Annotated in this window: 11 protein-coding genes and 1 pseudogene; 7 read left to right on the forward strand and 5 right to left on the reverse strand. The window is 72.7% G+C overall.

What is annotated here, in order from left to right:
- Positions 1-526: GbsR/MarR family transcriptional regulator (locus tag OUY22_RS31045; RefSeq protein WP_270158791.1), on the reverse strand; the 526-nt coding region annotated here is incomplete at its 3' end.
- A gap of 70 nt (positions 527-596) precedes the next feature.
- On the opposite strand from OUY22_RS31045, the gene zwf reads away from it, so the two are divergent.
- The 5 genes from zwf (at position 597) to OUY22_RS31070 (ending at position 6,446) form a co-directional block, all read left to right on the forward strand.
- On the forward strand, positions 597-2,198 hold the full coding sequence (gene zwf, locus OUY22_RS31050; RefSeq protein ID WP_270158792.1) for a glucose-6-phosphate dehydrogenase: 1,602 nt from the start codon (positions 597-599) through the stop codon (positions 2,196-2,198).
- A 58-nt stretch (positions 2,199-2,256) separates the two neighbouring features.
- Positions 2,257-3,168, forward strand: a complete 912-nt coding sequence (locus OUY22_RS31055) for a glucose-6-phosphate dehydrogenase assembly protein OpcA (RefSeq protein WP_270158793.1) — start codon at positions 2,257-2,259, stop codon at positions 3,166-3,168.
- 10 nt (positions 3,169-3,178) lie between these two features.
- Complete coding sequence (gene pgl, locus OUY22_RS31060) at positions 3,179-3,952, forward strand: 6-phosphogluconolactonase (RefSeq protein WP_270158794.1); 774 nt, start codon at positions 3,179-3,181, stop codon at positions 3,950-3,952.
- A 353-nt stretch (positions 3,953-4,305) separates the two neighbouring features.
- On the forward strand, positions 4,306-4,521 hold the full coding sequence (locus OUY22_RS31065; RefSeq protein ID WP_270158795.1) for a hypothetical protein: 216 nt from the start codon (positions 4,306-4,308) through the stop codon (positions 4,519-4,521).
- Between the two features lie 374 nt (positions 4,522-4,895).
- On the forward strand, positions 4,896-6,446 hold the full coding sequence (locus OUY22_RS31070; RefSeq protein ID WP_270158796.1) for a pectate lyase family protein: 1,551 nt from the start codon (positions 4,896-4,898) through the stop codon (positions 6,444-6,446).
- Between the two features lie 163 nt (positions 6,447-6,609).
- On the opposite strand, the gene OUY22_RS31075 is transcribed toward OUY22_RS31070, so the two are convergent.
- From OUY22_RS31075 to OUY22_RS31085, 3 genes are all read right to left on the reverse strand, one after another.
- The gene (locus tag OUY22_RS31075; protein ID WP_270158798.1) at positions 6,610-9,228 is read right to left on the reverse strand and encodes a DUF7824 domain-containing protein; all 2,619 of its coding nucleotides are present in this window, start codon (positions 9,226-9,228) and stop codon (positions 6,610-6,612) included.
- A gap of 34 nt (positions 9,229-9,262) precedes the next feature.
- A complete protein-coding gene (gene add / locus OUY22_RS31080) occupies positions 9,263-10,276 on the reverse strand; it encodes an adenosine deaminase (protein ID WP_270158799.1) in 1,014 nt (337 codons plus the stop codon).
- A gap of 157 nt (positions 10,277-10,433) precedes the next feature.
- A complete protein-coding gene (locus OUY22_RS31085) occupies positions 10,434-11,183 on the reverse strand; it encodes a hypothetical protein (RefSeq protein ID WP_270158800.1) in 750 nt (249 codons plus the stop codon).
- Positions 11,184-11,255: 72 nt separating this feature from the next.
- Here OUY22_RS31085 and OUY22_RS31090 point away from each other — a divergent pair.
- Positions 11,256-11,681, forward strand: a pseudogene (locus tag OUY22_RS31090) (Clp protease N-terminal domain-containing protein); the annotation flags it as partial.
- 135 nt (positions 11,682-11,816) lie between these two features.
- Here the strand turns inward: OUY22_RS31090 and OUY22_RS31095 are convergent.
- Positions 11,817-12,839, reverse strand: coding sequence for a GNAT family N-acetyltransferase (locus tag OUY22_RS31095; protein ID WP_270158801.1), 1,023 nt, complete (start codon positions 12,837-12,839; stop codon positions 11,817-11,819).
- An 83-nt stretch (positions 12,840-12,922) separates the two neighbouring features.
- On the opposite strand from OUY22_RS31095, the gene OUY22_RS31100 reads away from it, so the two are divergent.
- On the forward strand, positions 12,923-14,494 hold a 1,572-nt coding region (locus OUY22_RS31100; RefSeq protein ID WP_270158802.1), incomplete at its 3' end, for an amidohydrolase.

Consider the following 14,494-nt stretch of genomic DNA (forward strand, 5'->3'; position numbering starts at 1 on the left):
CGGTGAGCGGGCGGCCCGCGTGGAGCAGGGCGGCGGCCATGGTCAGCACGTCGTCGGCCGCCTGCGGCCCCAGAGCGCCGCTCATGTCCTGCCCGAGCTCGGCGAAGAACCGGCCCATCTGGCGCATCCGGTCGCCGGCGGGCGTGTCGGGGCCGAGCAGGGTGACGCCCTCATGCGCCGCCTGCGCCCAGTCGGCGACCTTGCGCGAGCTGGCCGACCAGGCCCCGAACCACACGTCGTCCTCGATGACGTAGCGCTCCCGGCGCGGCCTGGCGTCGCGCTCGCGCCGCACCATGCCCAGCCCTTCGAGGTAGCCGATCGCCTTGGACACCGACGCGGGGCTCACCTGCAGTCGCCGTACCAGGTCGGCGGCCGTCAGGCTGGCCGAGTCGGTGGCGAACAGGCAGGCCAGCACCCGTGACGCCATCCGCGGCACTCCCGCCTCCACCATGACCGCCGTGAACCGCTCGACGAAGCGCCGCACCGCCTCGGGGTCGCGCCCGTGCGGGTCGTCGGCGGGCGACACCGGGGGCGGGGGGGGGGGGGGGGGGGGGGGGGGCCCCCCCCCCCCCCCGCGCCCGTACAGGAGGTTTGAGATGAGTGACCCGGCAGGGCCCCCGGCGGAGGCGCTCGCCGTGGCCGCGGCCGTCGCCGCCACCTCGACCACGATCGAGGTGGCGGCGGCCAACCCGCTGCGCGACCCGCGTGACAAACGGCTGCCGCGGGTGGCGGGGCCGTGCGTGATGGTGCTGTTCGGTGTGACGGGCGACCTGGCCAAACGCAAGCTGCTGCCGGCGATCTACGACCTGGGCAACCGAGGGCTGCTGCCGCCCGGGTTCTCGCTGGTCGGGTTCGCCCGGCGCGACTGGCAGGACCAGGACTTCGCCCAGCTGACGCACGACGCGGTGAAGACGCACGCCAGGACGCCGTTCCGGGAGGAGGTCTGGCGGCAGCTCCGTGAGGGCATCCACTTCGTGCCGGGCGAGTTCTCCGACGACGGCGCGTTCGACGCGCTGGCGATGGCGCTGCGGGAGATCGACGATTTGCGGGGCACGGGCGGCAACTACGCGTTCTACCTGTCGGTGCCGCCGAAGTTCTTCCCCGTGGTGGTGGAGCAGCTCAAGCGCACCGGGCTGGCCGAGGCGCCCGACGGCTCCTGGCGGCGGGTGGTGATCGAGAAGCCGTTCGGCCACGACCTGAAGTCGGCCCACGAGCTGAACGAGATCACCACGTCGGCCTTCCCGGAGAGCTCGATCTTCCGGATCGACCACTACCTGGGCAAGGAGACCGTCCAGAACATCATGGCGCTGCGGTTCGCCAACAACCTGTACGAGCCGATCTGGAACCGCAGCTTCGTCGACCACGTGCAGATCACCATGGCCGAGGACATCGGCATCGGCGGCCGGGCCGGCTACTACGACGGCATCGGCGCGGCCCGCGACGTGATCCAGAACCACCTGCTGCAACTGCTGGCGCTGGTGGCCATGGAGGACCCGACCTCCTTCGACGCCAAGGCGCTGCGCCGGGAGAAGGAGAAGGTGCTGATGGCGGTGCGGCTGCCGTCCGACCTGGCGCTCAACACCGCCCGCGGCCAGTACGCGGCGGGCTGGCAGGGCGGCGAGAAGGTGCCGGGCTACCTGCAGGAGGACGGCATCTCGCCCGACTCGATGACCGAGACGTACGCGGCGGTGAAGCTGGAGATCGCCAACCGGCGCTGGGCCGGGGTGCCGTTCTACCTGCGCACCGGCAAGCGGCTGGGCCGCCGGGTGACGGAGGTGGCGGTGGTGTTCCAGCGGGCGCCGCACCTGCCGTTCAGCAAGGACGACACCGAGATCCTGGGCCAGAACGCGCTGGTGATCCGGGTGCAGCCCGACGAGGGCATCACGGTGCGGTTCGGCTCCAAGGTGCCGGGCACCGCGATGGAGGTGCGCGACGTGTCCATGGACTTCGCCTACGGCGAGTCGTTCCTGGAGTCCTCGCCCGAGGCGTACGAGCGGCTGCTGCTCGATGTCATGATCGGCGACCCGCCGCTCTTCCCGCACCAGCGCGAGGTGGAGCTGTCGTGGCAGATCCTCGACCCGATCGAGGAGTTCTGGGCCACCCAGGGCCAGCCGGAGCCCTACCCGTCGGGGTCGTGGGGGCCGCCTTCGGCCGACGCGATGATGGCCCGCGACGGACGCACGTGGAGGAGGCTCTAGTGATCGGGCGAAGCGGGAGCGGCGCCGCTGTCGTCACCGGACCGGTGGAGGAGCGTTCGTGACCACCTTCATGCTGGCTGACACGACAGCCGGGAAGATCGCCAGTCAGCTCACGCAGCTGCGCCACCAAATGGGCGCGCCCGCGGTCGGCATGGTGCTGACGCTGGTGGTGGTGTGCGAGGAGCGCGACCAGTACGACGCGGTGCGCGCGGCCACGGACGCGGCGCGCGAGCACCCGTCGCGCATCCTCGTGGTGGTCAACCGGGAGACCGACGAGGTCAACCGGCTCGACGCCGAGCTGCGCATCGGCGAGTCCGCGCCGGGCGAGACGGTGGTGCTGCGGCTCTACGGGGAGCTGACCGACCACGCCGACTCGGTGGTGAGCCCGCTGCTGCTGCCCGACACGCCGGTGGTCGCCTGGTGGCCCAGCCGCGCGCCGGACGTGCCGTCGGCGGACCCGATCGGAATGCTCGCCCAGCGCAGGCTCACCGACGCCAAGACCGCCGCCGACGGGGTCGCCTCGCTGGTGGACCGGGCCAAGGGCTACGCCGGCGGCGACACCGACCTGGCGTGGGCGCGGCTGACGCCGTGGCGCAGCCTGCTGGCGGCCGCGTTCGACCAGCCGGTGGGCGAGGTGTACGGCGGCCGGGTGGCGGGCTCGCCCGGCAACCCGAGCGCGCCGCTGCTGGCCGCCTGGCTGTCGGAACGGCTGAACGTCCCGGTCGACGTCGCCGAGTCCGGAGGGCCGGGGCTCACCGAGGTGCGTCTCACGATCGACGGCGGCGAGCTGGCGGTGGTGCGCGAGGACGCCCGGCTGGCCACGCTGTCGCGTCCCGGCCAGCCGGACAGGCACGTCGCGCTGACCCGCCGGCACCTGTCGGAGCTGCTCGCGGAGGAGCTGCGCCGGCTCGACTCCGACGAGACCTACGAGCTGGCCGTCAAGCGACTCGCCCGTACCTACGCCCACTAAGGTGGTAGAGGTGAGCGTTCCCACTGTTGTCGTGCACCGTGACGCCGACGTGCTGGCCAAGGCGGTGGCCGCGCGGATCATCACCCGGCTGGTCGACGTCCAGTCCGCGCAGGGCTCGGCGTCGCTCGTGCTGACGGGCGGCACCGTCGGCGTCGCCACGCTGGCCGCGATCCGCGACACCCCGGCCAGGGACGCCGTCGACTGGCGACGGCTCGACGTCTGGTGGGGCGACGAGCGGTTCCTGCCGTCGGGCCACCCGGAGCGCAACGAGACCGGGGCCCGGCAGGCGCTGCTCGACCACGTGGACGTCGACCCGGCGCGGGTGCACGTGATGGCCGGCCCCGACTCGGGTCTGTCGGCCGAGGAGTCGGCCGACGCCTACGCCGTCGAGCTGGCCAAGGCCGCCCGGCCGGAGGACCACGGCCCGGCGCCGACCTTCGACGTGATGCTGCTGGGCATGGGGCCAGACGCGCACGTGGCGTCGCTGTTCCCGGGGATGCCCGCGCTCTACGACACCCGGCCGGTGGTGGCGGTGCACGGCGCGCCGAAGCCGCCGCCGACGCGGATCTCGCTGACGCTGCCGACCATCCAGGGCTCGCGCGAGGTGTGGGTGGTGGCGGCCGGCGAGGAGAAGTCGGGCGCGGTCCGGCTGGCCCTGTCGGAGTCCGGCCCGGTGCAGGTGCCCGCGGCGGGCGCGCGGGCCCGGCGCCGCACGCTGTTCCTGCTGGACCGCGCGGCGGCCGGCAAGATCCCGCCCGGCCTCGGCCGCATCGCCTCCCCCTGACGCTTCACGAGACGGCCGCCCCCGGATGATCTCCGGCGGGCGGCCGTCGGCGTCTTCGCTTCGGAAGCGTTCGGCGTTTGCACGTGCAGATACCGTGCGTGTTCAACTTTCCGCAGATGTCGTCGAAATCCACTTAGAGCAACCGAATCACTTCTCCGGAGGGATCATCATCCTCCGATCAAAGATTTTGATATGCACATGCATTTGCATCTGCACCGGCCTTCCAGAACCCTCTAATCTGAGTCTGCGACGGAGGAGGGCGACAGTTATCCCGCCCTGGCGAAAGGGTCTTCAGGGATGGGCGCCGGCACACTTCCTCCGATCTTGCTCCGCTTGCATGAAATGAGGAGAAAGTGAACACTCCCCTGCGCATCACGCTCTGCTTAGCCGTCGACATGCTTCTCGCTCTGGTGATCGCGCTCATCGCGCTCGTCGTGGCGAGGGAGAACGGCATCCCCATGTCTGGCGCCCTGGTGTGGGGCGGAGGGACGTTCATCGCGACCGCCGGCCTCATCACCATGATCATGAATCATGCCGGCGCCTTCGACCGGGGACAGACAGGCCCTTGACCGGCACCCGCCCCCGGCGCAGCGGGTACGGAGTCGTCTGATCACGACCGTACGGCCGGCGGCGAGGAGCCGACCGGCGTCGGGATGAAAGTTTCATCCGTCTCGGACCGGCCGGGAGCACCCGGCCCCGCCCTGTTGCCGAACCCACCGGCCTGCGGATTTCCGTGAAACGCGGCGGCCTGCCAGAGGTGACCGAGGAGGCCGCCCGATCGCTGCGGTTGAGCTCTCCGGCTTCCCGCGCCGCTCACGCTGTGCTTGAGTCGGCAGCGGTTGGAAAGCGCTTACCAAGGACTGCCGCGACTGTTTCCGAGCACGGTCCCGGCGGCCCTCCGCATCGACCCGCACAGCGACAACGAACGGAAGGTAGGACGAGGATGAGACGATCAGTCGCCTGGCGACTCCCGGCCGTGCTGACCACGGCGGCCGTCGCGGCCGCGGTCGGCCTGGCTTCGCCGGCGTTGCAGGCCTCGGCGGCCGCCGGCGGCGTCACCGGCTACGCGACCGCCAACGGCGGCACCACCGGCGGCGCCGGCGGGCAGACGGTGCGGGCCACGACGGGGACCGCCATCCACACGGCCCTGTGCAACCGGGCGAGCAGCAGCACCCCGATCATCATCCAGGTCGAAGGCACCATCAACCACGGCAACACCGCCAAGGTGTCCGGCAACAGCTGCAACACCGCCGCCGGCGTGATCGAGCTCAAGCAGATCAGTAACGTCACGATCGTCGGAGTCGGCAGCGGCGCCGTCTTCGACCAGCTGGGCATCCACATCCGCGAGGCCCGCAACATCATCATCCAGAACGTGACGGTCCGGAACGTCAAGAAGTCCGGCTCGCCCACGTCGAACGGCGGTGACGCCATCGGGATGGAGAGCGGCGTACGCAACGTCTGGGTCGACCACGTCACCCTGGAGGCCTCGGGCGGCGAGTCGGAGGGGTTCGACGGCCTCTTCGACATGAAGGACGACACCCAATATGTGACGCTGTCGTACAGCATCCTGCGCAACTCGGGCCGCGGCGGACTCATCGGGTCGAGCGAGAGTGACCGTTCGAACGGCTACGTCACCTTCCACCACAACCTGTACGAGAACATCGACTCGCGCACGCCCCTGCTGCGGGGCGGCATCGCGCACATCTACAACAACGCGTACGTGAGCATCAACGAGTCGGGCATCAACTCCCGGGCCGGCGGCCGGGCCAAGGTGGAGAACAACCACTTCAGGAACTCCAAGGACGTCCTGGGCACCTTCTACACCGACGAGGCCGGCTACTGGCAGGTCAGCGGCAACATCTTCGACAACGTGACCTGGTCCGCCCGCAGCGGCGACCACAACCCGGCCGGGCCGAACCCCCAGTCCAACACCTCCGTCAGCGTCCCGTACTCCTACAGCATGGACGGGGCCTCCTGCGTGCCGAGCGTCGTCGGTCAGACGGCGGGCGCCAACAAGGGCCTGCGGGTGTCGGACGGCAGCTGCACCCCGCAGTCGCCGTCACCGACGAACACTCCCACGAACACGCCGACCAGCACCCCCACCGTCACCCCGACCGTCACCCCCACCCAGGGCGGCCCCAACCTCAGCATCGGAGCCGGCGCCGACGGCTCCAGCAAGGCCTCCGGGACCAGCTACGGCAACGTGGTGGACGGCAACCTGGGCACCCACTGGTCACCGGCCGGCTCGACCGGTGACATCTCGGTCAAGTGGGATTCCGCCCGCACGGTGTCCAGGATCGTCATCCGTGAGGCGTCGGGCTCGTCGATCGGGTCCTGGCAGGTCGTCAACCACGACACCTCCGCCGTCCTGGCCTCCGGCAGCGGGGCGGGCGCCATCACCTTCTCCCCCACCACGCTGAAGAAGATCACCTTCAGGATCACCGGATCGTCCGGCACGCCGAAGGTCGCCGAGTTCGAGACCTACGCCGGGTAGCGACCGATTCGCCGCCTGATCAGGGCGGGGCCGCCTTCCGGCGCCCCGCCCTTCCGACGATCCTGCCGAAACGGTAGCGGCGCACGGGATGTCCTCCGGGAACAAGAGGGGTCGACTCCAGCGAGCGTCAGGAAAGGCGGACAAGATCAGTCGTACGACGGCGTCAGGCGGTGAGGCGGGCGTGCAGGCGGCGGGCCTGGCGGACCAGTTCGCTGCTCCGCGACCGGGCCGCCAGCTCCGCGATCACCGGCAGTTCGCCCCGCGCGCCGGCCCAGGACGCCACGTCGGCCGCGAACGTCACCACCCGCGTGTGCGCCGTCGTGGCCCGCTCCCCCGGCCCCGGCAGGCAGGCGGGCAGCCATCCGGTCATGACGTCCCACACCTCCCGGTGCGCGCCCCGCTCGGCCGCCTCCTTGAGCGCCGCGAGAGCGTACCGCGGTCCTTCCTCCGAGTGCCGCAGCACGTCGGCGAGCTGCCTGCCCAGCTCCTCCCCCGCCACCCCGCCCGAGGCGGCCAGCCGCAGGAACGTCCTCGCCGCCTCGCTGTCGTAGTCGTTGACCAGCCAGTGCGCCAGCAGCAACGACATCCCTGGTCCCGCGGGGCCGTCGGCGGCGGCCAGCAGGTCGAGGGGGACGCGCCTGAACGCGCCGGCGTACCCGAACGACGACCACGCGCACCGGGCGGCGACCAGCTCGCGATGCCCGGCGAAGACGGCGAGCGTCCGGTCCGGCGACTCCTCGTGCCAGCGGTGCACCAGCAGATCCCCCACCACCTCCCGGTGCTCGGGCCCTAAGGAGAAGTCCGAGAACACGTGGATCCTGCCCTGGTGCTCCTCCCTGCGGAGCGTCACCTCCGGGTCGGCGGGCCGGTCGGTGAGCCAGCGGGCGACCTGGCGTCCCGCCTGGCTGGAGAGCCGCGCCGCCCGCGCCGCCACCTGCGGCCCGGCGGAGCGCCCCATGCGGAGCAGCGCCTGCCGCAGGTCCAGGGGCAGCGCCTCGACGCCGGCGCGCTCGTACCCTTCGAGCCGCTCCACCAGCGTCTCCGGGTCGAGCAGGCCGTTGGCCCGGGTGGGCGTGGCCAGCAGGCAGGGAGGCAGCCGCCGGTCGGCCAGGGCCCGGTAGACCTCCGCGTACCGCATGAGCGGCATGAGTCTCCAGGCCGCGGCGTGCGTCATCTCCGGGATCCGCTCCGCCGGCGGGACGGCGCGCGGCATCCGGCTCTCCGCCCCGGGATCCGTCAGCTCTCCGGCCATCGCGCCGATCCACTGAGCGGTGTGCCACCACGGCCGCCAGGCGTACTCGTCGTCCGGCATGGCGCGCCCGGCCAGCGCGGCGGTCAGGCGGTCGCGTCCGTGGCCCGAGGCGAGCCGGACGAAGCCGTCCAGCCAGCGCTCCTCCCCGACCCAGTCGCCTTCCTGCGGCGTGAGCCGCGCCAGCTCCTCAGGGGTGCGGATGGGCGGCGGCATCGGGGCGGACCGCGGCGCGGGCGGGAGCGTGCCGGGCACGAAGGTCTCCGGCTCCGGCTCGATCGCGTCGCCGCCGAAGGCCGCCGCCAGCGTGGCTCCCTGGTGGGCAGGGAGCGTCGCCACCGCCTCGCGGAGCGTCTCGGCGCCCGCCGGGCCGAACCGGGCGGCGTGCTTGACGGCCAGCTTCACCGCCCGCTCGCGGGCGTCGGCCGCTTCGCAGACCAGGGCGACGGCCAGCGCGGGCGCATAGGCGTCGAGGTCGCCCCCGTCCTCCTTGAGCAGCCGGTCGAGCCAGGCCAGACCGGCCCGTACGAGCTTGCCCTCCTTGCGGAACAGCAGCCCCTGGACGGCCTCGCCGGCGTCGGCCGGAGGCACCGGGCCGAGCCGCCGGGCCTGCCGGAGCGCCAGGTCGGCGACGTTGGTCGCGGCGGCGGGCAGCAGCGCCAGGTAGTCGGGCAGGCGGCCGGCGAGCTCCTCGGGAGCGGGGTCGAGCCGCTCGTGCAGGCGGACGAAGAAGCGCATGTCGGCGGCCCCGCCGCCGCACAGGAACCGGGTGCGGCAGCCGTCGAGGAGCGCCTGCCGGGCGATCCTGCCGGTACGGGCGAGCTCGGCGAGGGCGTCGGGCCAGTCGTGGTCGTCGCGGAGCAGCCGGCCCACGCCCTCGGCCTCGAACAGCCTGGGCGCCATCGCGTCCAGGAGCGGGTCGCCGGCCAGCCGGTCGGGCGGGGTGGCGGCGATCCAGGCGAGGGTGAGCGGGTCGTGCGCGGGCGGCTCGGCGCCGGTGCGGCGCAGCAGCTCCAGGGCCAGCCGGACGCGCTGATCGGGGACCGGGCGGGCGCCGCGCAGCCGGAGCGCGACCCGAGTGGCGAGGTCGCGCTGCCAGGCGGCGGGTCTGGCGGCCACGACGTCGAGGATGAGCGGCACGTCGTCGAGATCTTCCAGGCCCTCCTCGCGCTGCAGGACGGCCCTGGTGAGCCAGGCGGCGACGGCGGCGGCGCCCGCGATGGTGCCGGCGCCGGCGACCCGCATGGGCTCGATCCAGAAGTCGCGCCGCCGCCAGTCGTGCGCGTAGTAGTCCGGCAACTCGTAGATCGACCTGCCGGACCTGGCGGCGAGCTCCTGCACGGCCGCCATGCGCCGTGCCTCGCGCCCGGCGTCCCTGCGCCGGCCGGCCTGCTGCGCCTCGGGCAGGTGTCGCGGCAGCTCACGTGCCACCTCGCGACGCTGCTCGTCGTCGAGCCCGGCCACCAGCTTGGCGACGGCGGCGGCGTCCTCGGCCGCGACGGCGGCCCTGATCTCGTCCCAGGCGTTCCTCATGATCGGGACCTTAGGGTGTCCCGCCGACAAACTCTCAGGCGACGAGGGCGTCGATCTCGGCCAGGAGCGCCCGCTTGCGCTCCTGGGCCAGGTAGGACGCCGTCACCGCGTTGCGGGCCAGCTGCGCCAGTTCAACGCGGCCGAGACCGAGCGCGCGGGCCGCCACGCGGTACTCCCCGGCCAGGGTGGTGGCGAACATGGGCGGATCGTCGCTGTTGAGCGTGACGAACAGGCCCTCCTCCAGCATGCGCGGCAGCGGGTGGTCCTCGATGCGGGCGACCTGGCCGGTGCACACGTTGGAGGTGGGGCAGACGTCCAGCGGGATCTGGGTCTCGCGCAGGTGGGCGACGAGGCGGGGGTCGTCCAGGCAGGCGATGCCGTGGCCGATGCGTTCGGCGCCGAGCCCGTCGATGACCTCCCAGATGGTCTCGGGGCCGGTCATCTCGCCGCCGTGCGGGACGCTGTGGAGCCCGGCCGCCCGCGCGGCGGTGAACGCGTCGCGGAAGGCGTCACGGTAAGCGGGCCGCCGCTGCTCGATCCCGCCCAGGCCGAAACCTACCAACGCGGCGGGAGGTTCCTCCAGCGCGTGGTCGAGCGTGATCTTCGCGGCCTCCTCGCCGAACTCGCCGGGGATGTCGAAGATGTACGCGATCTCGACCCCGTGCTCGGCGAGCGACTCCCGCGCGGCCAGGTCCAGGGCCTTGGTGACCTCTGCTCTGGGGATCCCGGTGACGTGGTGGGCGTACGGGGTGACCTGCAGTTCGGCGTAGCGCCCGCCCTGTGACGCCAGGTCGCGGGCCAGCCCGGTGACGAGGGCGGCGACGTCCTCCGGTTCGCGCACGAGCGCGTTGACGGCGGCGTACACCTGGGCGAAGTGCGGGAAGTCGCGGAAGGTGTAGAAGGCGCGTAACGCCCGCTCGTCGGTGGGCACTCCCCGGTCGGGGTGCCGGCGGGCCAGTTCGAGCACGGTGGGCACCGAGGCGGAGCCGATCAGGTGGACGTGCAGTTCGACCTTGGGCAGGGCGTCGATGAAGGCGTCGAGGCTCATGCGGACGACCTTAGGCGCGGTCCGAGCGCGTCCGGTAGGCTTTCCGCCTGAATCTGCCAACAATTTGTCAGATTCAACGAAGGAGCATCCAGCCTCGCAGCCCCAGGTGAAACGCGGCCTGACGCCGCAAGCGCCGCGAAACTTTGGATGAACCGGCCTAGTCTCCCAGCCTGGCGCGGGCGTGGCGTTCCTCGCGGCGGGCGACCTCCAGCCGGTGGGCGGCGTCCTCCAGCCGCTTGCGCGCCTTGGCCAGCTTCTTCTCCAGCCGGTCCACCCTCTCGGCGCGCTCGCCGTGCTCCCGTTCGGCCTCGGCCAGGGCCTGGGTCCACTCGCGGTGCGCCGCCTCGGCCTCGGCCCGCTCCTTCGCCTTCCTCTCCTCGGTCTCGGCGGCCCGGTCGTCCACCTCCTCGCGCGGCCGCCTTCTCCGGCCCGCACCGCGGGTCACGGGGGCGGGGGCGAAGCCGCTGTAGCTGAGCGGCTTGACCAGGCGTCCGCGCCGCACCTCGGCGGCGGCGTCCGCGTCCACGACGGCCGCGTCGAGCGTCTGGCCGACCTCGGCCACGACGGCGGGCGTCAGCTCGGCGCCCTGCCTGATCAGCCGGGACAGCCTGCCGGTCAGCTCGCCGCGCCGGCGGGTCGCCTCGGTCAGCGCGTCGGCGTCCTGGGCGGCCCACGCCTCGCGCAGTTCCTCGCCGAGGGCCAGCAGCTCGTCCAGCTCGCCGGGGTGCTCGCGGACGGCCCTGTTCACCGCCCAGGCGGAGACGGTGGGCTTGCGCAGCTTGCCGATCTCGCGGGCCAGCGCGGCGTCCCCCGCCTGCCTGGCCGCCCGCGCCTCCTCGGTGCGGGCGGCGGTGAAGCCGGCCGGCGGAAGCGCATACAGCCGGGCCGCCACTTCGTCAAGATCCACACAGGATGAGATACCCCACATGGCCGGTTTCTAGCGCATAGTGGAGGCAGCCCACTCGTACGGAGGCCGCCCGTGTTCGAGCGCTTCACCGACCGTGCCCGCAGGGTCGTCGTCCTCGCCCAGGAAGAGGCCAGGGCCTTGGGCCACAACTACATCGGGACCGAGCACGTGCTGCTCGGCCTCATGCGCGAGGGCGAGGGCGCGTCCGCGCACGTGCTGACCGGCTGCGGCGCGAGTCTGGCCCAGGTGCGGGAGTTCGTGGAACGCGAGGTCGGGCCCGGGGAGGGCCGCCCCGGCGGGCACAGCCCGTTCACGCCCCGGGCCAAGAAGGTGCTAGAGCTGTCGCTGCGGGAGGCCCTGCAGCTGCGCCACACCTACATCTCCGCCGAGCACATCCTGCTCGGCCTGCTCCGGGAGGGCCAGGGCCTGGGCGCGCAGGCCCTGGCGGACGCGGGGGTCGACTTCGCCGCGATGCGGCAGCGGATCCTGGACCGCCTGAGCCGGGGCCCGAGGGAGCGTCCGGGCGAGCCGCACTTCACCGCGGGCTCGGCCGTGGCCCAGCGGCTCGCGCAGATCCAGGAGAGCCTCGACCGCATCGAGCGCCACCTCGGCACCGGACCGGAGAACCGCCGGTCAGGTTGACGTCAGGACGCCGACGGGCAGTCGCCCCTCCACCACGCCGGGGTCGTCGGTGTAGACCAGCGTGGCGCCGAGCGAGACGAGCAGCCTGCGCATCCGGACGTTGTCGGCCAGCATGGAGGTCCTGACCTCGGCGTAGCCCAGGTCGCGGGCCTGGCGCACGAGGGTCCTGGCCAGGGTCGAGCCGAGCCCGCGCCCCTGCCAGCGGTCCTCGACCAGGAACGCCAGCTCGGCGATGCCCGGGTCGGCGGTGAACACCAGGTTGGCCAGCGCGACCACCTGGCCGTCGTTGCCCGCGATGATCGAGTGGCCGCGGCGGCGGTCGCAGAGCCGCTCGAACATGCGCGGCGGCAGCGCCGGCAGCGCGGTGAAGTAGCGGAAGCGCCGCGACTCGGGCGAGCACCGGTCGTGCAGGTCGCGCACCGCCTCGCGGTAGACGGGGGTGAGCGTCCTGATCACGACCTCGGAGCCGTCGGAGAGCTTGACCGCGCTCTCGGCCGACTCCTGCTCCGCCGGCGGCTGGGCGAGCCGGACGAAGGAGGCGGCCCTGGCGGCCTCGGTCAGCGTGAACGGCAGCTCCGCGCGGCGCAGCCGCACGGCTCTCTTGGCCGCGACGGGCACGACCAGGAGGGTGGGATCAGGCAGGTCACTCACCGCATCACCATAGACCCACCGGGCGTCGTCCGCGCGCAGCAGCTCCGCCAGCAGCTCGGGCAGCCGCCAGGGGGCCGTGCGCAGGCGGGAGGCCAGCAGCAGCGCGCGGGTGGGCTCGTCGGTCAGCTCGTGCGCCGTCGCGGGCGCCACCAGGACGTTGCGCCCGCCGGCCGCTTCGAGCGCCTCGCGGACGGTCTCGGGGTTCGCGGGGATGTCGGCGACGAACTCGTCCACGGTCCCGTCGGTGTCGGACTGGACGCTCAGGCCGAGAATGTTGCCACCCCGCTCCGCGAGCGCGGAGGCCAGGGAGGCGAGCCGTCCCGGACGCTCGTCAACGGTGGTACGGATGCGCAGAAATCCCATATGAGAAGGATGACTGGTACCTGTTACGTTGCCGCTAACGTCGTGTTTCACCACTTATTTACCTGTACGAGAGAGCAGATCGCATGAACATCCTCTTCCGCGGCGGGCGCGTGTTCACCGCGCAAGGCGGCTTCGCCGAGTCCGTCCTGGTGCGAGACGGCGTGATCGCCGCCGTCGGCGCGGAGCGGGAGCTGGCCGCCCAGGCGCCCCGGCACGAGACCGTCGACCTGGACGGCGGGCTGCTGACGCCCGGGTTCACCGACGCGCACATGCACCCGGTCCAGGCCGGCCTGGAACGCGCCGGGTGCGACCTCGCGGAGCTGTACGGGCTGGAGGAGTACCTCGGCGCGGTGCGTTCCCACGCCGACGCGCACCCGGACCAGGAGTGGATCACCGGCGGCGGCTGGGACATGTCCGCCTTCCCCGGCGGGCTGCCCCGGCGCGAGCAGCTCGGCTTCCTGGACCGGCCGGTCTACCTGATCCAGCGCGACCACCACGCCGCCTGGGTCAACGACCGCGCGCTCGAACGGGCCGGGATCACCCGGGACACGCCGGACCCCGCCGACGGCCGGATCGAGCGCGACCCGGACGGCACCCCCACGGGCGTGCTGCACGAGGGCGCCATGGACCTGGTCGGCCTGCTCACCCCGCGCCCCACCGCGGCCGACCTCGACGCCGCCCTGATGGACGCCCAGGCGCACCTGTTCACGCTGGGCATCACCGGGTGGCAGGACGCGATCGTGGGCTCGTACGCGGGCTCCCAGGACCAGTTGCCCGCCTACCTGTCCGCGGCCCGCTCAGGGCGGCTGCGGGCGCGCGTGGTGGGCGCCCTGTGGTGGGACCGGGCCCGGGGCCTGGACCAGATCGACGACCTGCTCGAACGGCGGGCGTCGGCCGAAGGGCTGGACCGGTTCGCCGCCACCTCCGTCAAGATCATGCAGGACGGCATCACGGAGAACTTCACCGCCGCCACGCTGGAGCCGTACTGCCGGTGCGGCGGCACGGGCCTGTCGTACGTCGACCCGGTCAAGCTCAAGGAGTACGTCCGCGAGCTCGACCGGCTCGGCTTCCAGGTGCACGTGCACGCGATCGGCGAGCGGGCGGTGCGCGAGGCGCTGGACGGCTTCGCCGGCACCGACCCGGCCAACCGGCACCACATCGCCCACCTGCAGATCATCGAGCCCTCGGACGTGCCGCGCTTCGCCGAACTCGGCGTGACGGCCAACCTGCAGCCGCTCTGGGCCACCCACCACCTGCAGATGGACGAGCTGACCCTGCCCTTCCTCGGCGAGCCGCGCTCCTCCTGGCAGTATCCGTTCGCCGACCTGCTGCGGCACGGAACCCGGTTCTGCGCCGGCAGCGACTGGCCGGTGTCGAACGCCGACCCGCTGCAGGGCATGCACGTGGCCGTCAACCGCACCGAACCGGGCGGGTCGATGCACGCCGGCTACCCGACGGCCCAGACGCCGTTCCTGCCCGGGCAGCGCATCGACCTGGCCACCGTGATGACCGCGTACACGGCGGGCTCGGCGTGGATCAACCGCTCCCCCGCCGGGGTGATCGAGCCGGGCCGCCCCGCCGATCTGGTGGTGCTGGACCGCGATCCGTTCACGCTGCCGGACGGCGAGATCTGGACCACGCGGGTCCGCATGACC

This window comes from Nonomuraea corallina (assembly GCF_027620315.1).
Taxonomy (GTDB): domain Bacteria; phylum Actinomycetota; class Actinomycetes; order Streptosporangiales; family Streptosporangiaceae; genus Nonomuraea; species Nonomuraea corallina.